Origin of the sequence: Lysinibacillus telephonicus, from assembly GCF_039654155.1 — a bacterium.
Lineage (GTDB): Bacteria > Bacillota > Bacilli > Bacillales_A > Planococcaceae > Ureibacillus > Ureibacillus telephonicus.
The window spans coordinates 4,088,148-4,112,500 of the sequence record NZ_CP155468.1 but is presented as its reverse complement, the minus strand read 5'-3'; the positions used below and the strand labels follow the sequence as shown (position 1 = coordinate 4,112,500).

At 38.2% G+C, this 24,353-nt stretch carries 17 protein-coding genes, 1 tRNA gene, 2 rRNA genes and 1 riboswitch; of the genes, 17 read left to right on the top strand and 3 right to left on the bottom strand.

What is annotated here, in order from left to right; all coding sequences use genetic code 11:
• Positions 1 to 397 precede the first annotated feature (397 nt).
• From MKY04_RS19785 to tsaD, 8 genes are all read left to right on the top strand, one after another.
• Positions 398 to 3,319, top strand: a 23S ribosomal RNA gene (locus MKY04_RS19785).
• Positions 3,320 to 3,444: 125 nt separating this feature from the next.
• A 5S ribosomal RNA gene (gene rrf, locus MKY04_RS19780) occupies positions 3,445 to 3,560 on the top strand.
• Positions 3,561 to 4,170: 610 nt separating this feature from the next.
• A tRNA-Asp gene (locus MKY04_RS19775) sits at positions 4,171 to 4,246 on the top strand.
• A 232-nt stretch (positions 4,247 to 4,478) separates the two neighbouring features.
• Positions 4,479 to 4,832 carry a hypothetical protein gene (locus tag MKY04_RS19770; RefSeq protein ID WP_126293796.1) on the top strand — a complete coding sequence of 118 codons (354 nt, stop codon included), beginning with the start codon at positions 4,479 to 4,481 and terminating at the stop codon, positions 4,830 to 4,832.
• Between the two features lie 224 nt (positions 4,833 to 5,056).
• Entirely contained in the window at positions 5,057 to 5,506 is a 450-nt protein-coding gene (tsaE, locus tag MKY04_RS19765; RefSeq protein ID WP_126293795.1) for a tRNA (adenosine(37)-N6)-threonylcarbamoyltransferase complex ATPase subunit type 1 TsaE, read from the top strand.
• Positions 5,507 to 6,211 carry a tRNA (adenosine(37)-N6)-threonylcarbamoyltransferase complex dimerization subunit type 1 TsaB gene (tsaB, locus tag MKY04_RS19760; RefSeq protein ID WP_126293794.1) on the top strand — a complete coding sequence of 235 codons (705 nt, stop codon included), beginning with the start codon at positions 5,507 to 5,509 and terminating at the stop codon, positions 6,209 to 6,211.
• 2 nt (positions 6,212 to 6,213) lie between these two features.
• On the top strand, positions 6,214 to 6,657 hold the full coding sequence (gene rimI, locus MKY04_RS19755) for a ribosomal protein S18-alanine N-acetyltransferase (RefSeq protein WP_126293803.1): 444 nt from the start codon (positions 6,214 to 6,216) through the stop codon (positions 6,655 to 6,657).
• Entirely contained in the window at positions 6,657 to 7,673 is a 1,017-nt protein-coding gene (gene tsaD, locus MKY04_RS19750; RefSeq protein WP_346235018.1) for a tRNA (adenosine(37)-N6)-threonylcarbamoyltransferase complex transferase subunit TsaD, read from the top strand. Before rimI ends, tsaD begins: the two co-directional genes overlap by 1 nt.
• A gap of 729 nt (positions 7,674 to 8,402) precedes the next feature.
• On the opposite strand, the gene MKY04_RS19745 is transcribed toward tsaD, so the two are convergent.
• Complete coding sequence (locus MKY04_RS19745; RefSeq protein ID WP_346235017.1) at positions 8,403 to 10,349, bottom strand: ABC-F family ATP-binding cassette domain-containing protein; 1,947 nt, start codon at positions 10,347 to 10,349, stop codon at positions 8,403 to 8,405.
• Between the two features lie 127 nt (positions 10,350 to 10,476).
• On the opposite strand from MKY04_RS19745, the gene MKY04_RS19740 reads away from it, so the two are divergent.
• The 3 genes from MKY04_RS19740 (at position 10,477) to tatC (ending at position 12,263) form a co-directional block, all read left to right on the top strand.
• The gene (locus MKY04_RS19740) at positions 10,477 to 11,109 is read left to right on the top strand and encodes a redox-sensing transcriptional repressor Rex (RefSeq protein ID WP_346235016.1); all 633 of its coding nucleotides are present in this window, start codon (positions 10,477 to 10,479) and stop codon (positions 11,107 to 11,109) included.
• An 81-nt stretch (positions 11,110 to 11,190) separates the two neighbouring features.
• Positions 11,191 to 11,412, top strand: a complete 222-nt coding sequence (locus tag MKY04_RS19735; protein ID WP_126293790.1) for a twin-arginine translocase TatA/TatE family subunit — start codon at positions 11,191 to 11,193, stop codon at positions 11,410 to 11,412.
• Between the two features lie 20 nt (positions 11,413 to 11,432).
• Positions 11,433 to 12,263 carry a twin-arginine translocase subunit TatC gene (gene tatC, locus MKY04_RS19730; RefSeq protein WP_346235015.1) on the top strand — a complete coding sequence of 277 codons (831 nt, stop codon included), beginning with the start codon at positions 11,433 to 11,435 and terminating at the stop codon, positions 12,261 to 12,263.
• Positions 12,264 to 12,417: 154 nt separating this feature from the next.
• On the opposite strand, the gene MKY04_RS19725 is transcribed toward tatC, so the two are convergent.
• Positions 12,418 to 13,155 carry a type II CAAX endopeptidase family protein gene (locus tag MKY04_RS19725; RefSeq protein ID WP_346235014.1) on the bottom strand — a complete coding sequence of 246 codons (738 nt, stop codon included), beginning with the start codon at positions 13,153 to 13,155 and terminating at the stop codon, positions 12,418 to 12,420.
• A 249-nt stretch (positions 13,156 to 13,404) separates the two neighbouring features.
• On the opposite strand from MKY04_RS19725, the gene groES reads away from it, so the two are divergent.
• Together groES and groL are read left to right on the top strand one after the other, a co-directional pair.
• The gene (gene groES, locus MKY04_RS19720; RefSeq protein WP_126293787.1) at positions 13,405 to 13,689 is read left to right on the top strand and encodes a co-chaperone GroES; all 285 of its coding nucleotides are present in this window, start codon (positions 13,405 to 13,407) and stop codon (positions 13,687 to 13,689) included.
• Positions 13,690 to 13,802: 113 nt separating this feature from the next.
• Entirely contained in the window at positions 13,803 to 15,437 is a 1,635-nt protein-coding gene (gene groL / locus MKY04_RS19715) for a chaperonin GroEL (protein WP_126293786.1), read from the top strand.
• Positions 15,438 to 15,972: 535 nt separating this feature from the next.
• Here the strand turns inward: groL and MKY04_RS19710 are convergent.
• The gene (locus MKY04_RS19710) at positions 15,973 to 16,332 is read right to left on the bottom strand and encodes a winged helix-turn-helix transcriptional regulator (protein WP_126293785.1); all 360 of its coding nucleotides are present in this window, start codon (positions 16,330 to 16,332) and stop codon (positions 15,973 to 15,975) included.
• Between the two features lie 223 nt (positions 16,333 to 16,555).
• Here MKY04_RS19710 and fdhA point away from each other — a divergent pair, with 223 nt between their 5' ends.
• The 4 genes from fdhA (at position 16,556) to MKY04_RS19690 (ending at position 23,810) form a co-directional block, all read left to right on the top strand.
• Positions 16,556 to 17,773, top strand: coding sequence for a formaldehyde dehydrogenase, glutathione-independent (fdhA, locus tag MKY04_RS19705; protein WP_346235013.1), 1,218 nt, complete (start codon positions 16,556 to 16,558; stop codon positions 17,771 to 17,773).
• A gap of 605 nt (positions 17,774 to 18,378) precedes the next feature.
• A riboswitch (cyclic di-GMP riboswitch) is annotated at positions 18,379 to 18,490 on the top strand.
• Between the two features lie 244 nt (positions 18,491 to 18,734).
• Entirely contained in the window at positions 18,735 to 20,786 is a 2,052-nt protein-coding gene (locus MKY04_RS19700) for a methyl-accepting chemotaxis protein (protein ID WP_346235012.1), read from the top strand.
• A 139-nt stretch (positions 20,787 to 20,925) separates the two neighbouring features.
• Positions 20,926 to 23,106, top strand: a complete 2,181-nt coding sequence (locus MKY04_RS19695; RefSeq protein ID WP_126293782.1) for an amidase family protein — start codon at positions 20,926 to 20,928, stop codon at positions 23,104 to 23,106.
• A 233-nt stretch (positions 23,107 to 23,339) separates the two neighbouring features.
• Positions 23,340 to 23,810 (top strand): DUF2512 family protein, encoded by a 471-nt coding sequence (locus MKY04_RS19690; protein WP_126293781.1) that lies wholly within the window; start codon positions 23,340 to 23,342, stop codon positions 23,808 to 23,810.
• Positions 23,811 to 24,353 lie beyond the last annotated feature (543 nt).

Below are 24,353 nucleotides of genomic sequence, written 5' to 3'. Positions count from 1 at the left end.
CGACTGAGTCGAAAACCTGTTTTCGAACGAAGGCGCGAAATCAGCGTACGAGCTGGTGTTTGAAGCTAGACAATACGGAATGATTAAGCTTGGCTTAATCAACATTAACGTTTTGTGTTCAGTTTTGAAGAGTTCATGTAAATGAATTATCTTCAATTTAGTAATTTCGTTCTTTGAAAACTGGATAAAACGACATTGAAACAAACAAAGTTCAAGAAATTTATTGTAAGTTCTTAAGTCTTTTCTTTATAGAAAAGCTGTAACTAACTTCAAGGGTTTCGAGACACGAGCAGTACAAGGAAATGAACGAGTGAGGACCGGAGCGTACCTACGTACGTGAGGATTCGAACGAGTGAAATTGACGTAGTAATGCGATGTGTATCGGAAGCCGCAATTAGGTTAAGTTATGAAGGGCGCACGGTGAATGCCTTGGCACTAGGAGCCGATGAAGGACGGCACTAACACCGATATGCTTCGGGGAGCTGTAAGTAAGCTTTGATCCGGAGATTTCCGAATGGGGGAACCCACTGTTCGTAATGGAACAGTATCTTGACGTGAATTCATAGCGTCATGAAGGCATACCCAGGGAACTGAAACATCTAAGTACCTGGAGGAAGAGAAAGAAATTATTCGATTCCCTAAGTAGCGGCGAGCGAAACGGGAAGAGCCCAAACCAAGAGGCTTGCCTCTTGGGGTTGTAGGACACTCAATACAAGAGTTACAAAAGAATGAATTAGGCGAAGCGATCTGGAAAGGTCCGCCAGAGCAGGTAAAAGCCCTGTAGTCGAAAGTTCATTCCCTCTTGAGTGTATCCTGAGTACGGCGGAACACGTGAAATTCCGTCGGAATCCGGGAGGACCATCTCCCAAGGCTAAATACTCCCTAGTGACCGATAGTGAACCAGTACCGTGAGGGAAAGGTGAAAAGCACCCCGGGAGGGGAGTGAAATAGAACCTGAAACCGTGTGCCTACAAGTAGTTAGAGCCCGTTAATGGGTGATAGCGTGCCTTTTGTAGAATGAACCGGCGAGTTACGATTACGTGCAAGGTTAAGTTGTAGAAGACGGAGCCGCAGCGAAAGCGAGTCTGAATAGGGCGAATGAGTACGTGGTCGTAGACCCGAAACCAGGTGATCTACCCATGTCCAGGGTGAAGGTGAGGTAACACTCACTGGAGGCCCGAACCCACGCACGTTGAAAAGTGCGGGGATGAGGTGTGGGTAGCGGAGAAATTCCAATCGAACTTGGAGATAGCTGGTTCTCTCCGAAATAGCTTTAGGGCTAGCCTCGTGATTAAGAATACTGGAGGTAGAGCACTGTTTGGACTAGGGGGGCATCTCGCTTTACCGAATTCAGACAAACTCCGAATGCCAGATATTTATACACGGGAGTCAGACTGCGAGTGATAAGATCCGTAGTCAAAAGGGAAACAGCCCAGACCACCAGCTAAGGTCCCAAAGTAATCGTTAAGTGGAAAAGGATGTGGCGTTGCTTAGACAACCAGGATGTTGGCTTAGAAGCAGCCATCATTTAAAGAGTGCGTAATAGCTCACTGGTCGAGTGACGCTGCGCCGAAAATGTATCGGGGCTAAACGATTCACCGAAGCTGTGGATGGACATCGTAGATGTCCGTGGTAGGAGAGCGTTCTAAGTGCGTTGAAGTCAGACCGGAAGGACTGGTGGAGCGCTTAGAAGTGAGAATGCCGGTATGAGTAGCGAAAGATGGGTGAGAATCCCATCCACCGTATGACTAAGGTTTCCTGAGGAAGGCTCGTCCGCTCAGGGTTAGTCGGGACCTAAGTCGAGGCCGACAGGCGTAGACGATGGACAACAGGTTGATATTCCTGTACCACCTCCCCGCCGTTTGAGTAATGGGGGGACGCAGTAGGATAGGGTAAGCGCGCTGTTGGTTATGCGCGCCCAAGCAGTAAGGCGTGGAAGTAGGCAAATCCGCTTCCTAATACGCCAAGCTGTGATGGGGAGTTCGTATGAGCGAAGTACCTGATTTCACGCTGCCAAGAAAAGCCTCTAGCGAGGCGGGAGGTGCCCGTACCGCAAACCGACACAGGTAGTCGAGGAGAGAATCCTAAGGTGTGCGAGAGAACTCTCGTTAAGGAACTCGGCAAAATGACCCCGTAACTTCGGGAGAAGGGGTGCTCTCGTGAGAGAGCCGCAGTGAATAGGCCCAGGCGACTGTTTAGCAAAAACACAGGTCTCTGCAAAACCGTAAGGTGACGTATAGGGGCTGACGCCTGCCCGGTGCTGGAAGGTTAAGAGGAGGGGTTAGTGGCATCACGAAGCTCTGAATTGAAGCCCCAGTAAACGGCGGCCGTAACTATAACGGTCCTAAGGTAGCGAAATTCCTTGTCGGGTAAGTTCCGACCCGCACGAAAGGCGTAACGATCTGGGCACTGTCTCAACGAGAGACTCGGTGAAATTATAGTACCTGTGAAGATGCAGGTTACCCGCGACAGGACGGAAAGACCCCGTGGAGCTTTACTGTAGCTTGATATTGAATTTTGGCACAACTTGTACAGGATAGGTAGGAGCCAGAGAACTCGGAGCGCCAGCTTCGAGGGAGGCGTCGGTGGGATACTACCCTGGTTGTGTTGAAATTCTAACCCATACCCCTTAGCGGGGTAGGAGACAGTGTCAGGTGGACAGTTTGACTGGGGCGGTCGCCTCCTAAAAGGTAACGGAGGCGCCCAAAGGTTCCCTCAGAATGGTTGGAAATCATTCGTAGAGTGTAAAGGCACAAGGGAGCTTGACTGCGAGACCTACAAGTCGAGCAGGGTCGAAAGACGGGCTTAGTGATCCGGTGGTTCCGCATGGAAGGGCCATCGCTCAACGGATAAAAGCTACCCCGGGGATAACAGGCTTATCTCCCCCAAGAGTCCACATCGACGGGGAGGTTTGGCACCTCGATGTCGGCTCATCGCATCCTGGGGCTGTAGTCGGTCCCAAGGGTTGGGCTGTTCGCCCATTAAAGCGGTACGCGAGCTGGGTTCAGAACGTCGTGAGACAGTTCGGTCCCTATCCGTCGTGGGCGTAGGAAATTTGAGAGGAGCTGTCCTTAGTACGAGAGGACCGGGATGGACACACCGCTGGTGTACCAGTTGTCTTGCCAAAGGCATCGCTGGGTAGCTATGTGTGGACGGGATAAGTGCTGAAAGCATCTAAGCATGAAGCCCCCCTCAAGATGAGATTTCCCATTACGCAAGTAAGTAAGATCCCTCAAAGACGATGAGGTAGATAGGTTCGAGGTGGAAGTGTGGCGACACATGGAGCTGACGAATACTAATCGATCGAGGACTTAACCAAATAATTGAACGAATTCAATGTCTTTATCCAGTTTTGAGAGAACGAACTCTCAATTAAATAAAGGAACTTCGCCTAAGAGCGCAACATCCTGTTGCAACGGCGAAGCCAGCACATCCATGTGCAAGTGAAGTGATGATGGCAAAGAGGTCACACCCGTTCCCATACCGAACACGGAAGTTAAGCTCTTTAGCGCCGATGGTAGTTGGGGGCTTCCCCCTGTGAGAGTAGGACGTCGCTTCGCGCAAATGAAACCGCTGATATTCAGCGGTTTTTTTATATGTAGAAAAGGAAGCCCCCAACTACCAAAAACCGAAGGTTTGGTCGGCGCGATTAGTAAAAATAATTTAAACAGTAGTATTCGAGAAGTGTGAGGACCAACAAGGAATCAAGGAGGCACGAAGCGGAGTGTACTATGTACACGAGCATCGTACCGAGGAAGATGACGAAGGTTTCCGCAGTGTCATCACTCTTCGCAGATAGCGCCGATGGTAGTTGGGGGCACCCCCTGTGAGAGTAGGACGTCGCTTCACGCAAATGAAACCGCTGATATTCAACATTTTACTACAAAACCATAGGTTGGGAAAAAAGAAGCAAGTTTGACACGGGAATCCAGTGCGTTAATGTGCCTTGGGAGAGAGGGACATTGCTTTATGCCTTGCAATTAGATAGGGATTAATAATTTTTTTTAAGCATAGCATGTATATACTTATTTTCCTCTATTTTCCACGTTCTAATAAATAATATAACCAGCTTGCTATCAATTAATCAGTGAAAAAAATTACTAATATTTTTATAAAAAATATTGTAAAAACACCTATTTAATGCTATATTATTAGATGTCTGATAGAAACGGTCCCGTGGTGTAGCGGTTAACATGCCTGCCTGTCACGCAGGAGATCGCCGGTTCGATCCCGGTCGGGACCGCCATACTAATAGAATTTATGTCCTTATAAAGCATAGGCTTTATAAGGATTTTTTTATTGATAAAATAGTTTACAATTTTCAATTCGAAAGTTGCCTCCTTTTTCCCATTCTAAAACCCCACGATTCATTGAATGGCCCAAAAAATACGACTAAATATTCAAGAGATATGTAAAGTCACATGATTATAAAACTACATAAATATAGTAGTAGTATGTCATTTTTTGGGGTGATTTTTTTGAAACAACGATATCGGAGAAACATCTTAGTCCTTCTTTTTATAATAATTGCTGCGATTATCGTTTTAATTTATGAACATTCATATGAAGTAAATAAGATTTATAATATTGAAGATTCAAATGCATACTATTGGCAAAAATATATGAATGAAGAAGAGTTCGCAAAACTAAAAAATGGAATGTCGTATATGGACGTTGTTGGAATTGCAAAAGGAGGGGGCGAACAAGTTTCCGCAGGTGTTTTCAGATGGGATGATGAACTTCTTATGACACAAGGGTATGAAATTCATTTTGAGAATGATAAGTTAATTGATAAAAAAATTTATGAAAAACGTGGATACTCTACACGCTAACGATTTTGGAGGCACATCCCGAATCGTATTTTTAGGGATGTGCTGTATCTTTACTTGAAAGTATTACCAACCTATGCTGTGATCTACAAAATGTTTTCCTTAGCAGATGCAAATACTTTGCAACGAGGGAAAATTGATTTTTGAGAAATTAGGTAATACATTTTGAACATTTAACATTGTTTAGGTAAACTTAAGGTAATGTGATGGTGAGAGGAAAAAGTAAAATGATATTTGAAAAAGAGATAATGTCCTTAGAAGAAACTCAAAGCTTAGCACAAAATATTGCTGATTTACTTGAACCACAGGATACTATTACTTTAGAAGGCGATCTTGGTGCAGGTAAAACTACCTTTACACAGGCATTGGCAAAGGCTTTAGGAATTACAAGAACAGTCAATAGCCCAACTTTTACAATTATGAAACAATATGAAGGCAGGCTGCCGCTTAATCACTTAGACGTATACCGTTTATCTGATAGTGATGAAGATCTTGGTTGGGATGAAATATTTTACGGTGATGCAGTTACTGTTGTAGAATGGGCACATTTAATTAAGGAAGATTTGCCTGAGGAACGATTAGCAATTGAAATTTATCGTATAGATGATAATAAAAGAAAATTTGTATTAAAACCAATCGGAAAGCGTTATGAACGATTGTGTGAGGAGTTATTTTAAATGATTTGGTTAGGGATAGAAACTTCAAATTCACCGTTGTCGATTGCAATAGTAAAGGATGGACAAGTACTTGCTGAAGTAGTGCAAAATATAAAATTAACTCATTCTGTTACAGCTATGCCGACAATTGAGGAGCTTTTAAACAAAGTAAATATAAAACCAGCTGATATTGATGCAATCGCTGTATCAGAAGGACCAGGTTCATATACTGGTATTCGAATTGGCGTAACGTTGGCAAAAACGCTTGCATGGACGCTAAAAAAGCCATTGGTTGGGGTATCAAGTTTAAAAGTGCTTGCTGCAAATGCACAATTATTTAATGGGGTCATTTGCACCTTATTTGATGCACGCAGACAAAATGTTTATGCTGCTGCGTATAATGGAATGAATTTAGAAACTATAATTGAAGACCGTCATGATTCAATTGACGCGATCTTAGTCCAATTACAGCAATTGAATGAGCGTGTAGTATTTGTTGGAGTAGATGCAGCGAATTTTAAAGATCAAATAGTTCAATATTTAGGAGATAATGCATTTTTTGCACCGTTTTCTCTTCATTTGCCGAGAGCTTCAAAGTTAATTGAAATAGCGGAAAATGAACCACTGCTTAATGCAGCAGAAGTGCATTCTTTTGTTCCTAAATATCACCGTATTGCACAGGCAGAGGCAAATTGGGTAAAGGAACAGAAGAAGGGGCAGCAATAGTTATGGTACTTTATCGCAGGATGACTCCAGAAGATGTAGAAGCAGTTCATGCAATTGAAGTTGCCTCCTTTCCAACTCCATGGACGTTGGATTCCTTTCACTATGAAATGAGAGAAAACAACTTTGCGCATTATGTAGTAGCAGAAGATGACAATGGCAACATTATTGGCTTTTGTGGTATGTGGCTTGTCATTGATTCGGCTCAAATTACAAATGTTGCTGTATTAGAAGAAGCTCGGGGTAGAAAAATCGGAGAAGGACTGATGCGTGAAGCAATGGACATTGCAAGAAACCATGGAGTTGAAGTCATGAGTCTAGAGGTCCGCGTATCTAATACGGTTGCACAAAACCTTTATCGTAAACTTGGTTTTCAAGAGGGCGGTATAAGGAAAGGATATTATACAGATAACCAAGAGGATGCTCTTGTAATGTGGGTGAACTTATAATGGAAGAGTGTATTATTTTAGCAATAGAGACAAGCTGTGATGAAACTGCAGCAGCTATTATTCGAAATGGTAATGAAATTGTCTCAAATGTCGTAGCGTCACAAATTGAAAGTCAAAAAAGGTTTGGTGGTGTAGTTCCTGAAATTGCATCACGTCATCATGTTGAACAAATTACAATCGTTATTGAAGAAGCTTTGCAAAGAGCAAATATGGAGCCGTCGGACTTGACTGCTGTTGCAGTTACGGAAGGCCCAGGATTAGTTGGAGCACTGTTAATAGGTATTAATGCGGCTAAAGCATTTGCGTTTGCACATGGATTGCCTATTATTGGTGTGCACCACATTGCTGGACATATTTATGCGAATGCGCTCGTCCAACCAATGCAGTTTCCTTTGTTGGCACTAGTTGTTTCTGGTGGGCATACAGAATTAGTATTAATGAAGGAACATGGCAGTTTTGAAGTAATTGGAGAAACACGAGACGATGCAGCTGGAGAAGCTTATGATAAAGTAGCTAGAGTTTTGAATATGCCGTATCCTGGAGGGCCGCATATTGATCGAATGGCTCATGAAACTAATGAAGCTGTAGAGTTTCCTCGTGCATGGCTTGAGGACTCCTATGATTTTAGTTTTAGTGGATTGAAATCTGCCGTAATTAATTATAAGCATAATATGGATCAACGAGGGGAAGAAATTATCCCAGAGCAAGTCGCAAAAGGTTTTCAGGACAGTGTTGTGGAAGTACTAACAACAAAAACAGTTCGTGCGGCACGTGAATTCCAAGTGAAGCAAGTAATTGCAGCTGGTGGAGTTTCTGCAAATAAGGGCTTAAGGACAAATTTAGAACAAGCTTTTGAGGCAGAAAATATTCCTTTTACTGTACCACCATTGAAGCTTTGTACAGATAACGCTGCGATGATAGGTGCAGCTGCAGCTTATATGTATAATGCAGGTGTTCGAGGGGATTTATCCATGAATGGTCTGCCAGGTAAAGAACTGAAAAGCTGGATAAAATAATAAGTAGGAGGCATCCAAAAAGTCATAGTTGGATGCCTCCTTTTTTGAACAGTTTATAGAAAAAGTGTGGCGACCCAAATCGTATTCTAGCATCAGACAAAAAAAGTGCTTTCATCTCGGAATATGTATAAAAACGTTATATTAACATATTTAGTATCATACTCTAAACTTATTTGTAATTTCATTTTGTATAATTTTTCTGAAAACTTATCCACAGTTTCAACAATATTTTTCTTTAATTGTCAAGGCGAACATTCGTACTTATGCACAAATTGGGGATAACTTGTGGGTAACTTGTGGTAAACCTATATGTAGTGTTAGTTTTTACACACATAAATGTTGATAAGTCAAAATAGATTTGTGGATAATGTGGAAAAGTGTGTTGATAGGTTGATATTACTAAGATAATAATGTGAATAAATTTGTGGAAATAATTTATCGAAATTTGTCTATTGACCAAGATGTATGTAAAATATTTGCGAATAATATAAAAAGACATCTAAAAAGCAAGGGCAATTCGGTAGTACTTGAATGGTACTCCATTTTCTTAACCAGGATAAAGCAGTAATAGATGGCTTTTCATTTTTCATATCTTATTAGACAGCAAGTTAGGAGTATTATCCGTTCCTTTATACTTGAATAAAAAGAAGATTCCAAACACAGTTGCTGCATAAAGAAAAAGAGGGGCATGTTTAGAAAATTTTCTTTCTGGACATGCCCCATCTACTATTACAAAGTCATATTTTCAAGCTCTTCATTTAAATCCAGCCATTGTAATTCAATTTCTTCATGTTCTGATTTAACAGAATCAAGCTCCGTCTGAAGTTTCATTACTTTTTCGTGGTCTTTAAAAATTTCAGGATCACATAATTTCTCCTCAATAATTGCAATCTGTTCGGACAAATCGTTCATTTTTTTCTCAATTTCTTCAATTGCACGCCGGATTTGGCGCTCACGTTTTTTCGCATCTTTATCAATTTGAGAATTAGCTGATTTTGAAGGAGTAGGCGATTCTACCACTTGTGAAGATGAAGCAGCCTTCAAGTGTGCTAATTCCTCCAGCTCCTGTTTTTTCTCAATATAATAATCATAGTCGCCTAAGTATTCAAAAGAGCCTTTTCCTGATAACTCAACTACTTTTGTTGCAATTCGATTGATAAAATAGCGGTCGTGGGAAACAAATAGCAATGTACCAGGATAGTCTATTAACGCATTTTCTAATATTTCCTTACTATCTAAATCGAGATGGTTTGTCGGTTCATCGAGCACAAGTAAATTCGCTTTTTGCATCATTAATTTTGCTAATGCTAAACGTGCCTTTTCACCACCAGATAAAGAATTAACAGACTTTGAAACATCATCACCGCTAAATAAAAATCGGCCTAGAATTGTACGAATATCTTTTTCATTCATTAGCGGCCATTCATCCCAAAGTTCTTGAAGAACTGATTTATTTCCCGTTAGTTTAGCTTGTTCTTGGTCATAGTAACCAATTTGTACGTTTGCTCCATAACGAATATCTCCAGAGAGGATTGGTAGGTCTTTAACAATTGTTTTTAGTAGAGTAGATTTCCCAACCCCATTAGGCCCTACTAATGCTATGCGATCTTCACGGAAGATGCGCATTGAGATGTTCTGTGAAATTGTTTTTCCATTATAGCCAATTGTTAAATCATCAATTGATAGTACATCATTGCCGCTTTGGCGCTCGATTGTAAATCCAAAATTAGCAGAGCGTTCATTCCCATCAGGTGCATCCATCCATTCAGTACGTTCAAGTACTTTACGGCGGCTTTGAGCCATTTTTGTAGTGGATGCGCGGGCAATGTTTTTTTGTATAAATGCCTCTAACTTGGCTTTTTCATCTTGTTGACGTTCATATAATTTTAAATCTCTTTCATAATTTCTTGCCTTCTCTTCTAAATAAGCGCTATAGTTCCCCATATATTTTGTGACATGGGTTCTAGATACTTCATAAACAATCGAAACAACTTGATCTAAAAAATAACGGTCATGAGAAACGATTAAGATTGCTCCATCATATGCCTTTAAATAATTTTCAAGCCAACTCAATGTTTCAATATCTAAATGGTTGGTTGGTTCATCTAAAATAAGCAGGTCAGGCTTACTTAATAAAAGTTTTGCAAGAGCTAAACGAGTACGTTGACCTCCTGATAAGGAAGCAATTAGTTTATCATAGTCTTCTTGAAAAAACTGCATTCCATGGAGAACGGAACGAGTATCAGCTTCATATTGATAGCCACCAGCATCCTTAAAATCGTGCTGTAATTGGTCATATTCCGCCATTACCCTGCTGTATAAATCCTGATTTCCATAGACTGCTGGATCCGACATTTGAAGTTCTAGTGCACGTAAGCTCTTTTCTTTATCGCGCAGCGGTTTGAAAATGGTCATCATTTCATCCCAAATAGATAAAGTCGATTCTAAACCAGAATGTTGTTCCAAATATCCAATCTTCACATCTTTTGGGATAATAATATCACCAGAATCATATGACATCTGACCAGCAATAATTTTCAGCAATGTTGATTTTCCTGCTCCGTTGCGCCCAACTAACGCAACACGGTCTCGATGTTGAACTTCTAACTTTACCCCACTTAATATTTCATTTGTCACAAACGATTTATATAATTGATTTACTTGTAATACAATCATTTTTACACCTCAGTTCACTATCATTAGTGTACTGGAAGGGGAAAATGTACGCAATCGGATGCTTTACTTATTTGTACATGTTTAGTAAGATGAAAACGATTTCCAATTGCATATAGGGAGGGATTGTGTGAAACAAGAAATAAAAATTCCACAAGCAACGACAAAAAGACTTCCTCTTTATTATCGTTTTTTGCAAAACTTTGCAAATGAAGGAAAAAGAAGAGTATCTTCACAAGAACTAAGTGAAGCAATGAAAATAGATTCTGCAACGATTCGAAGAGATTTCTCCTATTTCGGAGCGCTTGGTAAAAAAGGATATGGATACGATGTTCTTTATTTGCTTGAGTTTTTCAGACAAACGCTGGATCAAGATGAAGGAGCAAATGTTGCGTTAATAGGTGTAGGGAATTTGGGGAATGCATTTTTAAAATATAATTTCCAAAAGAACCATAATACAAGAATTGTTGTAGCTTTCGATTCGAAAGCGCCTCATGACGGGGAAGTAGTAAATGGTATTCCTGTTTACCATCCGGATCGATTAGAAGAAATGTATCATGAATATCATGCGGAACTCGCAATATTAACAGTTTCGTCTCGCTCAGCTCAAGTAATGGCCGATCGTCTAGCTGCAATCGATGCAAAGGGAATTTTAAACTTTACACCGGTTCGACTTAATGTACCAGATTCGATGAAGATTATGAATATCGATTTATCGGTCGAATTAGAGGCATTAATCTATTTAATTCGCAATAGTGAATGACGAAAAGTATTCACAATATATAATTAGCAAATTGCGACAATATACGATAAAATGTACATAATATTAGAGGAGGTGGCTATCATGGTTGTGCATTTAAATGCAATTGGACCAGTAAGCCTAGTTATTATTGGTGTTGTAGCTTTATTAATTTTCGGGCCGAAAAAACTTCCAGAGCTTGGAAAGGCTTTAGGTTCAACACTTCGCGAATTTAAAAAAGGTACAAGCGGATTAATCGATGATGAGGACACTAAAAAAACAGTCATTGAGCATAAAGATATAGATAAAGATAAAGAAAACAAGTAAGTTAAGGATGTCAACTTATTATGAATCCAAAAGAACTCACTGTTATTGAACATATAGAAGAGTTAAGAAAACGTTTATTTATTTGTGCGATTTTCTTTGTTCTTGCATTAGTGGGAAGCTTTTACGTAGCAGAACCGATAATAAAATTTATTCAACATACGGGAGAAAAAGAGCAGCATTTAACATTAAACGCATTCAATGTAGGCGATCCACTTACAGTTTATTTAGAGGTAACCTTTATTGTAGCATTAATTGTCACATCGCCAATTATCCTGTATCAGCTATGGGCTTTTATTACGCCTGGTTTACATGAAACAGAACGTAAAGCCACTTTAAAATATATTCCATATGCCTTTTTATTGTTTATTGGTGGCCTTGCATTCGGCTATTTCATTCTATTTCCAAATATTATGAATTTCATGATGAATTTATCAAATGAGCTTGAAATTCAACAAACAATTGGTATAAATGAATATTTCTCCTTTTTATTTAAACTTGTCGTTCCTTTTGGTTTAATATTTCAATTACCGGTAGTGACGCTGTTCTTAGCGCGGCTCGGCATTTTAAATCCAAAGCTGATGGTGAAGTTCCGTAAGTACTCATATTTTGTATTATTTGTTTTAGCGGTACTACTTGCACCACCAGATCTTATATCAAATTTACTGATAGCAATTCCGCTATTTATTTTATATGAAATTAGTATTGTAATCGCACGAATTGGTTATAAAAAATATAAAATCGCGGAAGCAATACGTCAGCAGGAAGAGAAAGAAGAAGCTCAAAACCAGCAAGTAGAAGCATTGCTGGCAGAACAGCGGCGCCAAATTGAAGAGATGACAAAGCAACAATAAAAATTAAGCCTATTTTCGGACAAGAAGTTCGAAAATAGGCTTTTTCATTTTTAATTATTAAACTTTTAAAAGTCTTTCACATTAGAAAACAACGGAAAGCTGTTCCCAAAGCGCAATACTTCAAGTGAAATACGCTAGAAGTGGTTGATGATATTTATTTAGGCACTTGATCCATAATTTGTTGAAGCTTATCAGCATTCATTTGAACTAATGTAACAAAACCATTTAACATCATATGGGCAATAATAGATGTAAGTAATCGCTTCGTTTTATAATAGAGAAATGCAAAAATAAAACCGCTAATTGTATAAAGAATGATATGGGTAAAATCTAAATGAATTACAGCGAAAACAATGGAACTAACGATACCGGCCACCCAAAAGCTTTGAGTTTGTATTAACGAGCCAAAAACAACCCGTCGAAAAACTAACTCCTCTAAAATCGGACCAAAAAATACAGAGGCTAATATCATGATAGGGGCAATTTCCGTTACAAGCAATATGGTTTCCGTATTTTCCGAACCGAAGTCAATCCCAAGGGCTAACTCAATCATTGCTCCAATCGATTGACCTAGATATACTAGGAAAAAACCGATAATTCCCCAGCCGATTGAAACGGGTATAGATGCTTTTTCCCCTTTAAATATGTTCCAAAAATTTTTATTTTTATTAATTAAAATAATACAAACGATGAAAGCAATAATTGCCGATATAGCGGACCACCAGCCTGCTATCGCAATACCTGCCTCTGCCCCGTCTTTATTTATAAAATGAAGGAAAACCTTCCTCACAGGTGGAATAAGTACTATAAAGCCGGATAATTGAAATCCAATGTAAGTAAGCAATACGTAAAATGCAGTTTTTTGTGTTTGAATATTAGTAGTAGTACTCAATAGAGAAAATCCCTCTTTCTAAAAATAGAGTTTAAAACATAGTATAAGTAGATAAACTATCAGAGGCGTCTGAATAAGATTATCCAACTAAATTCTATTGTAGATGAATATGGAAAGAAAACAAAATTTTTTACGCTTCGTACTTGCAAAAATAAATTGAATTCTTTATTATAATAATTGTGTTAGCACTCATATGAAGAGAGTGCTAATAATGATATTTAAACTAAAATTTGTAGGAGGTTGTTTCACTTGTTAAGACCATTAGGTGATCGTATCATTATCGAACTAGTTGAGGTGGAAGAAAAATCACAATTCGGAATTGTACTTCCAGATTCAGCAAAAGAAAAACCACAAGAGGGTAAAGTTGTTGCTGTGGGAACAGGTCGTGTACTAGATAACGGCACACGTGTCGAGCCTGAAGTAAAAGAAGGCGATCTTATTATCTTCTCTAAATACTCAGGCACAGAAGTGAAATATGAAGGTAAAGAATATTTAATTCTCCGCGAAAGTGATGTACTAGCAGTAATCGGCTAAAAATGTAAAAAATGAATCTTAAGCAATGGGCGCCTTTACATACTATGAATTGTTTGGCGCTCGCATGCTACTTTTGATTTTTGAATAGAATATAAAATTTGGAGGTTAGCAAAATGGCAAAAGATATTAAATTCTCAGAAGAAGCTCGTACGCTTATGCTACAAGGTGTTGATAAATTAGCAAACGCAGTAAAGGTAACATTAGGTCCAAAAGGCCGCAATGTAGTATTAGAAAAAAAATTCGGTTCTCCATTAATTACAAATGATGGTGTAACAATTGCAAAAGAAATCGAACTTGAAAATCCATATGAAAATATGGGTGCAAAACTTGTTGCTGAAGTTGCTTCAAAAACAAATGAAATTGCTGGTGACGGTACAACAACAGCGACAGTTCTAGCACAAGCAATGATTCGTGAAGGACTTAAAAATGTAACGGCTGGTGCTAACCCAGTAGGTATTCGTAAAGGTATGGACAAAGCTGTTGCTGCAGCAATTCAAGAGTTGCAAGTTATTTCTCGTCCAGTAGAAAACAAAGAAGCGATTGCACAAGTTGCTGCAATTTCTGCTGCTGATGAAGAAGTAGGGGAATATATTGCTGATGCAATGGAACGTGTAGGTACTGACGGTGTTATCACAATCGAAGAATCTAAAGGTTTCACTACTGAACTTGATGTAGTTGAAGGTATGCAATTCGATCGCGGCTACGTATCTCACTACATGGTAACTGATACAGATAAAATGGAGGCTGTATTAGAAAATCCATATATTTTAATTACTGATAAAAAAGTTTCAAGCATTCAAGAAATTCTTCCTTTGCTTGAACAAGTTGTTCAACAAAGCCGCCCATTATTAATCATTGCTGAAGATATTGAAGGGGAAGCTTTAACTACATTAATCTTAAATAAACTACGTGGTACATTTAATGTAGTAGCAGTAAAAGCTCCTGGCTTTGGTGATCGTCGTAAAGCAATGTTAGAAGACATTGCAATTTTAACTGGTGGTCAAGTGATTACTTCTGATCTTGGCTTAGAGTTAAAAACAGCTGATGTAACTTCTTTAGGTCGTGCCGGTAAAGTAGTAGTATCTAAAGACTACACAACAATTGTTGAAGGTTCTGGAAATAGTGATGCAATTGAAGCACGTGTTAACCAAATTCGTTCTCAAATCGCAGAAACTACTTCTGAATTCGATAAAGAAAAATTACAAGAACGCCTTGCAAAATTAGCTGGTGGTGTAGCAGTAATCAAAGTTGGTGCTGCAACTGAAACAGAATTAAAAGAACGTAAACTTCGCATCGAAGACGCATTAAACTCAACTCGTGCTGCTGTTGAAGAAGGTATTGTATCAGGTGGTGGTACTGCACTTCTTAACGTATACGGTGCAGTTGAAAAAGTACTTGATGAAGTAGAAGGCGACGTAGCAACTGGTGTACGCATCGTGTTGCGTGCTTTAGAAGAACCAGTTCGTCAAATTGCAAACAATGCTGGCCTTGAAGGATCAATTATCGTTGACCGCTTAAAACGTGAAGAAGCAGGTATTGGCTTCAACGCTGCAAACGGTGAATGGGTGAACATGATCGAAGCTGGTGTAGTTGACCCTGCAAAAGTAACTCGTTCAGCTCTTCAAAACGCTGCATCTGTAGCTGCTTTATTCTTAACAACTGAAGCAGTTGTAGCAGATATCCCAGAACCAGCTACTCCAGCAATGCCTGACATGGGTGGCATGGGCGGAATGGGCGGCATGATGTAAGGCCAACACGAAGTTGGTCACTCGGACGTTGCGACACGATGTCGCGGTTTTAGTCCGAGTTCCTCTGCCCGTCAATGCCTTGATATATAAGGGTTTGTATGTAAAATGAAAGTGGTTTGCTAACATAGAGGATTTTAATCGAGGCTTCTCATTAGTTGTGAAAACTTTTGGGAAGCCTCTTTTTTCATGTCTATTGTAACGTGGGGATAGGTGTTTTTAGTGAACGAACCGGGGGCTTTATTATGCCCCCTATAGCTTTCTTCGTAGACAGGTTCTCTAGTCATTGAATCACTCGAGAGAGTTTACTCACAGGGCTTGGCTGCGAATTATGAAATAGTTCATCCACACCATTTTAAACTATTGTGCTTACCGTTTCTTAGTGGTGGTTAATGAAGTTTTAGTAGTTTTAGCAATCCAGCAGCTTTTAATTTGTGATTATAAGCTGCTGTCACTAGAACGATTGCGCGGCTTATTAAGTGCATCATCTACAAAATTGTGAAACTACGAAAATGTAAGAACTGTTTCTGTGAATATCTTACTTACTGAACGATTTTAAATTTTGCTTACCCCAATCATACATCATTAAAACAATGGGCATTAAGCTTTCGCCTAGTTCTGTCAATGAATATTCCACTCGTGGAGGAACTTCGGGGAAAACTCTTCTTTGAACAATACCATCTTCCTCTAACTCTCTAACTTGGGTTGTTAACACCTTATGTGTGATTTTGGGAAATAAGTGTTTAATTTCACTAAAACGTAATGTCCCATTAGTTCCTAAATAGTAAATAATCGTAATTTTCCATTTGCCGCTAATGATGGATAAGGTTAATTCCTTTTCACAATTAAATTCACCATTCTCAATTTTCTTTCTAACTTCCTTTCGTAAATCGTGCATAAAATACTTCTCCCCCTTTTTATCAAAAAGTATCCTTTAAGTAACTTTCTCACAAAAAAGTGCGTTCTTCCAAAGAAAGGAATCATTTTTTAGAATAAATTTAAGATAGGGAATATTCAAAAAACAGACCCTCTATAAAAGAGGAGAAAAAACTTTGATAACTCTATCAATGGGGATGTAAAAACTTCGTAGTTAAGGTAAGAAAAATGAAGGGGGAAAATGAATGACAGGAAACAGAGCCGTAGTTTATAGAGGGGCAGGGAAAGTAGCTGTTGAAGATATTGGCTACCCAGACTTGATCCTAAGAGATGGGCCAGGAGTAAATCCTTTAAATGTAGGTCGTAAGTGTGACCATGGCGTAATTCTAAAGGTTGTAACAACGAATATTTGTGGAAGTGACCAACATATGGTTCGAGGCCGGACCACTGCTCCTGAGGGGCTTGTTCTTGGTCATGAAATTACGGGTGAAGTCATTGAAGTAGGGCGAGATGTCGAATTTATAAAAAAAGGAGATCTTGTATCCGTACCATTTAATATTGCTTGTGGTCGTTGCCGCAGTTGTAAAGAACAGAATACACATATTTGCGAAAATGTTAATCCAGATCGTCCCGGTTCCGCATACGGTTACGTGGACATGGGTGGATGGGTAGGTGGGCAATCCGAGTATGTAATGGTTCCCTATGCAGACTTCCAGTTGCTGAAATTTCCAGATAAAGATCAAGCTCTGGAAAAAATCCTTGATTTAACTATGCTTTCTGATATTTTCCCAACAGGTTATCACGGTGCGGTGAGTGCTGGTGTAAAGCCTGGTTCTACTGTGTATGTTGCTGGAGCTGGACCAGTTGGCTTGGCTGCAGCCCATTCTGCCCAACTCTTAGGGGCCTCTGTAGTTATCGTTGGTGATTTAAATAGTGAGCGACTAGCACAGGCTAAGAGCTTCGGTTGTGAAACAGTAAATCTTAGAGAACATCCAAATCTTGGAGAACAAATTGAACAGATTTTAGGAAGTCCAGAGGTCGATTGTGCGATTGACTGTGTCGGTTTTGAAGCCCACGGACATGGTAAAGGGACCGGTGAAGCTCCAGCTACTGTATTAAACTCCATAATGGAAGTTACCCGTGCTGGAGGGCGACTGGGTATTCCTGGTCTATATGTTACAGGTGATCCGGGGGCAGTCGATGAGGATGCGAAAATCGGTACATTAAAGGTTCGTTTGGGGCTTGGATGGGCTAAAGCTCATACGTTTGTAACTGGTCAAACACCGGTTATGAAATATCACCGTGACTTAATGATGGCTATCCTGAGCGGGAAAGCGCAAATTGCTAAAGCTGTAAATGCAACACCAATTTCTTTAGATCAAGCACCAGCTGCATATGCTGAATTTGATCAGGGAGCTTCCAAGAAGTTTGTCATTGATCCTCATGAAATTTTAAATAAATAAGTTAGACAAATGGCCTATTATTATGAGTAATATTACATTAGATTTAGCTAAAAAATTATTTCAGGTGTGAGAAGCGAAAAATTTGAAGTTTCCATGGTTATTTCAATTGTTGATGAGGGTAGAAATTCACCGAGATGATGACTAATTAGTAAGCGCTGACATTGCCCCAAATAAGGCATGGACATCTGTTGCGTTAAAATGCCTTGTAACTCAGAGAGCATGCTGTAAGGCAAACAGTGTTTGAGCGGTTATCAAGAAGCTTGAATTAGCAATCAAACTTTAAATTAAATAGTATTACTCTTAACGCCATCTCTCAGCAATTAACCTAAGAGATGGTGTTTTTTTGATTTTCAGGCTTACTCATTCTAATAGAGGAAGGTACTGTTCTAATAGATCAGAGAAGGAGTCTTTTTCATTTAGCCATAGAACCTTCGTATTGCATTTACAATAGTATTTCTAGGAAGATTTAATTATCCCGATTATAATATAGTGCATAGTTTTTCCTGTAGAAAATAATAAGTATTTTGGTTTTATTGTCATAAATTATTGAAATTTGTATAATTACATGCGATTATTATAAGAGATGAGTTTAATCTTATATTTATGGAAGATAAAGGCAAACTATTCCGAAAGGGTAGGACGCAAAGCCTAGGGTCTAAGGTTTAGTAGGATGAATCAAAATCCTGCAATTTAAACGATGATCGCCTGGTTACCAAATTTACGGATTCTTACTAATTTAAATCCTTTGGCTATTCTATGAAAAATAGAGTAGTTTTTTTTTGGCAAGTTTTATTCCATAAGCTAGATGATTGCTAATTATAAAACAAGCTTTTGTACATTTATAATATTTAGCAATAACTTTGTGTAGTGAAAGTTTTAGAGAGGGATGATAACAGTTTATTGACGTGCAAGATGTGGAAATTCTAATAGTTTCACTAAAACAATAGAAAGGTTTGGCAATATGAATAAAAGAAGATTTTCATTTAAAGCAAAAGTTTTAATTTATTCTTTATTACTATCGTTAGTACCGATCATCTTTGTTGGATTTTTAGTAAATAATACAGTTAGCAAAATAACTGAGAAAGATTATCTCAATTTTAGTGAAAGAGAAATTAAACAGGTTGATAATGGAATTTCTATGTATTTTGAATCTATTAGGGAAAACGTGAGTTTACTAGCTACCAACCCATCTGTTATAAATGCTGATTCAAGTATTACCTCCTATATGGATGTAGCAGGGGAAGATTCAATTGACATGACTCCTTCTACTAATGGGGAAAAAGAGCGAGCAATATATGAGGTGTTTTCTCAATTTAGTGAGAGTCATCCAAATGCAGCTTATGTTTATATAGGCACATCGGATGGAGGTTATGTCCAATATCCAGAGGGTCCTGTGCCAGCAGGCTTTGATCCAAGAGATCGTCCTTGGTATACGACAGCAGCTGAAGATCCAGGAAAAGTAAAGTTAACAAGCGCCTATGCAGCAACTGGAATAGAGGGAATTATCGTAAGTAATGTTGTTACGATTGAAAAGGACGGAAAAGAAATAGGTGTGTTAGGTCTGGATGTAAGTCTAGATGGTTTAACAAATATGATTAAGGAAATCAGCATAGGAGAAAATGGTTATGTAATTCTAGCGCAAGAGGATGGAACAATCCTTGCAAATCCAAAGAATCCAGAACTGAATTTCCAACCAATTTCCGAACTGAATGTTCCGGAACTAGAGGATTTAAGTAAAGATGGTTCATTTGAAGCAATAATTGATGGAAAAGAATATGTATTAAACACAGTCACATCAAAAAATGAAGGCTGGAAATATATCACTGTCATCGAAAAGAGTGAACTTTTAGCGACGGCAAACTCCATCCGCACAAATATCTCTATTATTGGTGGAATTATTGCAGTAATAGCTATAATCGTTTCTATTTTCGTGAGTCAAGGTATAACACGAAGAATCAAAAATATTGGTGATGTATCATTAGCCATGTCTCAAGGTGATTTAACTCAATTAGTTGAGATTAAATCAAATGATGAAATTGGAGATATGGGTAAGAATTACAATATTATGTCTAATAGTTTAAAAGAAACGATTAAAAAGATTTCATTAGAATCTCAGGCATTATCAGCTACATCTGAGGAACTGGCAGCATCTTCTATTGAGAATCAAAAAGCCTCGAATCAAATATCTGATTCTATCCAAAGCGTCGCCTCTGGAACAGAAGAACAAAATGTGGCAATGAAGAATGCTGTAGGGATTATAAATGAAGTGTTTAAGCATGTTGATGATGTGTCAATGAGCATGGACAATGTAAGTCAGTCTGTTCATTTTTCAGCAGAAACTGCTAAACAAGGTAGTGATGTTGTTTATCAAACTGTAAAGCAAATGGGTGAAATAGATAAAAATGTGAGCTCTTCTGCTGAAAAAATTGGCCTATTAAATGAGAAGTCGAACGAAATTAGTCAAATTAGTTTGATGATACAGTCAATTTCAGAGCAAACAAACTTATTAGCTTTAAATGCTGCAATCGAAGCGGCAAGAGCTGGCGAACATGGAAAGGGATTTGCGGTAGTAGCAGACGAAGTACGAAACCTTGCAGAGCAATCTAGTCATTCAGCATTGCAGATCAATGAAATTATTAATGATATTAAAGAAGGAATTAAAGATTCAATGAGTCTTGTTAATCAAGGGGCAAACTCGGCTAAAGAAGGAATGAAACTTGTAAATGAAAGTGGAAGAGCCTTCGGAGAAATTAAGGATGCCGTACTTGATGTCACAACAAGAATATCTGATGTTAGTGTAGCAATGGGCAACATGAAAAAACATATAGCGGAAGTTGTAGCCCATATAGAGGAAGTTTCGAAAACAAGTTTAGAGGTTAACGATCATTCACAAAATGTTGCTGCATCATCACAACAGATGAGTGCCTCAATGGAAGAGGTTTCATTAGCAGCTCAAGAGTTAGCTAGAATGTCAGTTGAATTAGAGGAAGTTATACAGCAATTTAAACTATAAAAATCCACTTTACAGTACTTAATTTATTGTTAGATGATCTAATGATTCCTAATGATTAGATCATCTAGTTTAATAATCCAGAATATTTAAAAGTGTATTAGTTTACTATTTCGAATCATTATAAAAGGGAGGAAACACTATGTTTAAAACAATTTATCAGCTTAAAACCCTGATTGCTTTTATTTTTGTAATAGCGACGCTTCCATTAGTAAGTGTTTCTGCAGAAGAAATGGAATTTGATCCATTTGAAAAGAGTATTAGTGAAATTTCTGATGCTTTAAATAACAACCAAATTACTTCTGAACAATTGGTTGAGTATTATCTAGAGCGTATAGAGGCATATGACAAGCAAGGCCCAGCGATTAACTCAATCATTACAATTAATGATCAAGCTGTTGAGATTGCCAAGCAATTAGATGAAGAAAGACAAAATAAAGGTCCAAGAGGCATTCTTCATGGTATTCCGATTGTTGTGAAGGATAATATTGACGTAAAAGGAATGCCTACATCTGCGGGTTCTGTGGCACTAAAGGATGCTTATCCGACAGAAGATGCTTTTGTTATTCAGAAACTAAAGGACGAAGGAGCGATTATCCTAGCTAAAACAAATATGTCAGAGTTTGCAGCATCTTATGGCAGATTAGGATACAGCTCATTGGGTGGCTTAACTTTAAACCCTTATAATCTTAACCGAGATGCTTCAGGATCAAGTAGCGGAACGGCAGCGGCAGTTACAGCAAACTTTGCTGTATTTGGATTAGGTACAGATACATCTGCTTCAGTGAGAGGTCCAGCGAATGTAACTGGTCTAGTTGGTATAAGACCGACGATAGGTTTAATAAGTCGCAGTGGGGTAATTCCATCCTCGTTAACTTTTGATACAACTGGTCCGATAGCAAGATCAGTTGAGGATGCAGCGATTGTATTGAGTGTAATGGCTGGGGTTGATGAGAAAGACGCTAAAACGTTGCCTGCAAAGGAACACATCGTCGAAGACTATAGTAAATCCTTAGATAGCACTGCTTTACAAAACGCAAGAATCGGCGTAGCAGTTGACTTTTTTGGCGACAACGAAGAAGTGGATGCGATTGCGAATGAAGCTATAGCAAAAATGGAAGAAATGGGTACAGAGGCTATTCCGGTGTCTTTCTCAGAGCTAACTCAATATTTATGGACACCAATTGTTGGACCGATTAATGATGCGGACTTTAAGGTGCAATTAGAAGAATATCTTGCACAGCTCCCAGAGGGTCAGCCAAAAACACTAGAAGAAATTATCAAAATTAGTGAATCTCCTGAAGTTTTAAATTCGGCAACGCCAGTAAATCCAGGGCGTGTGGAAGGTTTTAAAACTTCGATGGAACAGGCAGAATTTAAAGACAGCGCAGAATACAATCAAATCATAACAAACGAAATGCCTAAAGTACGTGATGAAATTCAAGCAATTATGGAAAATGAAAATTTGGATGCAATCGTTTTTCCAACGATGTCATGTCCAGCGTCACCAAGATTTGATCAGGAAGACCCTACATATGTATGTGAAGCATATGATACTTATGCCGCTAGTTATGTAGCTTCAGCAACAGGATTCCCTGAAATTACTGTGCCAGCTGGTGTTACGAAGGAAGAGGTACCTGTTGGGATTTCTTTCTTCGGGCTAGCATTTAGTGAACAATCTCTATTAGATTTAGCCTATTCATTTGAACAAGCAACAAATGCTAGAACGTTGCCAAAAACAACGCCTAATTTCGCGGTTGATTTAGTTGATGAAACTAAATTTAAAGATGTTAATTCTTATGAAGATGAAATTGAGTATTTAACAGATAAAGGCATAATTCAGGGTTATGCTGATGGAACATTTAAACCAAACAATCCTATTACTCGTTTACAAGCTATAAAAATGATTTTAAGAGAAAAGGGAATTAAAGACTTTTCTAACGTTACAAATCCAGGATTTATTGATGTGAAGCCAGGCGATAATGGATATGAGGAGATTGCTAAAGCTGTAGAATTAGGTATAATCAACGGTTACGTAAATGCTCAGGGCCAAAAATACTTCGATCCAAACGGAAAATTAACTAGATCACATGCAGCTAAGATTTTAGTATTAGCCTATGACTTAGAGGGAACTAATCCAACCGAATTTAAGGATGTCCCAAAAGAGTATTGGGCATATGATGAAATTTCCGCACTAGCAGCAAATAATATAGCTGGTGGTTATGAAGATGGAACTTTTAAGCCTACTAATAATCTTTCACGTCAAGATTTTGCCGTATTATTGGCTCGATATTTAAATGATGATTTTAAGACATCAAAGTAAATCATAAAACAATAGTTAAGTATTCGTTATCTTTTGTCGAGATAAACTGATAGTTATAAATGCTTTGGAAGCTTCTCAAAAGTTAAAAAGACTTTTGGGAAGCTTTTTATATTTACTTTTTTATCATTTTTAAATTTTTAATACACTGATAAATCATCAATTAATCCTTAAACGTATGAAGGATATAAATTGGGAAAACCTAAAGCTTAAAGAAAAAGAAAGGAAGATGTTTTTTGAAGAGAACAAAAGCTTTTTTCATTAAGCTAGCTATGACTTTTGGGGTCTTATTATTAGTGTTAGGGTTATTCTTTGGTGTTTCTTTAGCAGATATTCTTATTATAACTTTCGTTTTAACAATCGTAGCATTTGTTGGAGATTTGTTTATCTTACCTAGAATTGGGGGAGCCTCAGCTGCAGGAGCTGATTTAGTACTCGCCTTCTTAGTTATATGGGCACTAGGTGCATTTCTATTTGATCCAGATATTTCAGTATTTTCAGCAGCATTATTATCATCATTATTTATTGCAGGTGGCGAATTTTACTACCATAAATATTTAGTGGATCATTTATTTGAAAATGAAACTGAACATGTTGTACGCACCCCAAAAGATAATTTAATTACACAAGCAGAGTTTTCAGAGGACTTTGATAAAGGTACAGATAACTATAAAGAAAAGCAACAAGATGATGCTAATATGAGTTAACTTGACCTTAGAAGTTTTCCTAAGTTCACTGAGCTAGGGGAAACTTCTTTTTTATTTCGCCGTACATTGACATGTATAGGTTATCGAAAAGGCTAAGTTTGTTCATAATACCTTAACCTAGAGTAATGGGTGAATTGTATTAGCTCTAATTAGAATAAGCGTTATTTAAATTATGATTTAGTCCACAGAATTAAAAAAACGCTCAAATGTTAATGTCAGGCCTATTCGAACAAAGTAATAATGGCTATAACCCATACACCAGCGACAATAATTAGAAACCACCATCCCATAAACACGAGGAATTTCTTTAGCAAAGGATTGTTGGTAAATTTCTTTGAAAAGGAAGTCGTTTTTAAGACACTATCAGTATTTTTTAACAATAAGTAAGAAAATGATCCAAAAATTAAAGTAAATAAAATTGCCACTATGAACATCTCCATTGATTTGCATCTCAACCTTTCTATATTTTTCTATAAGTAGTTTACAAGTACTTGAAGTAGTTTTCCAGTATATCATCAATAAAGGGGGACGGCAGGAGAAGTA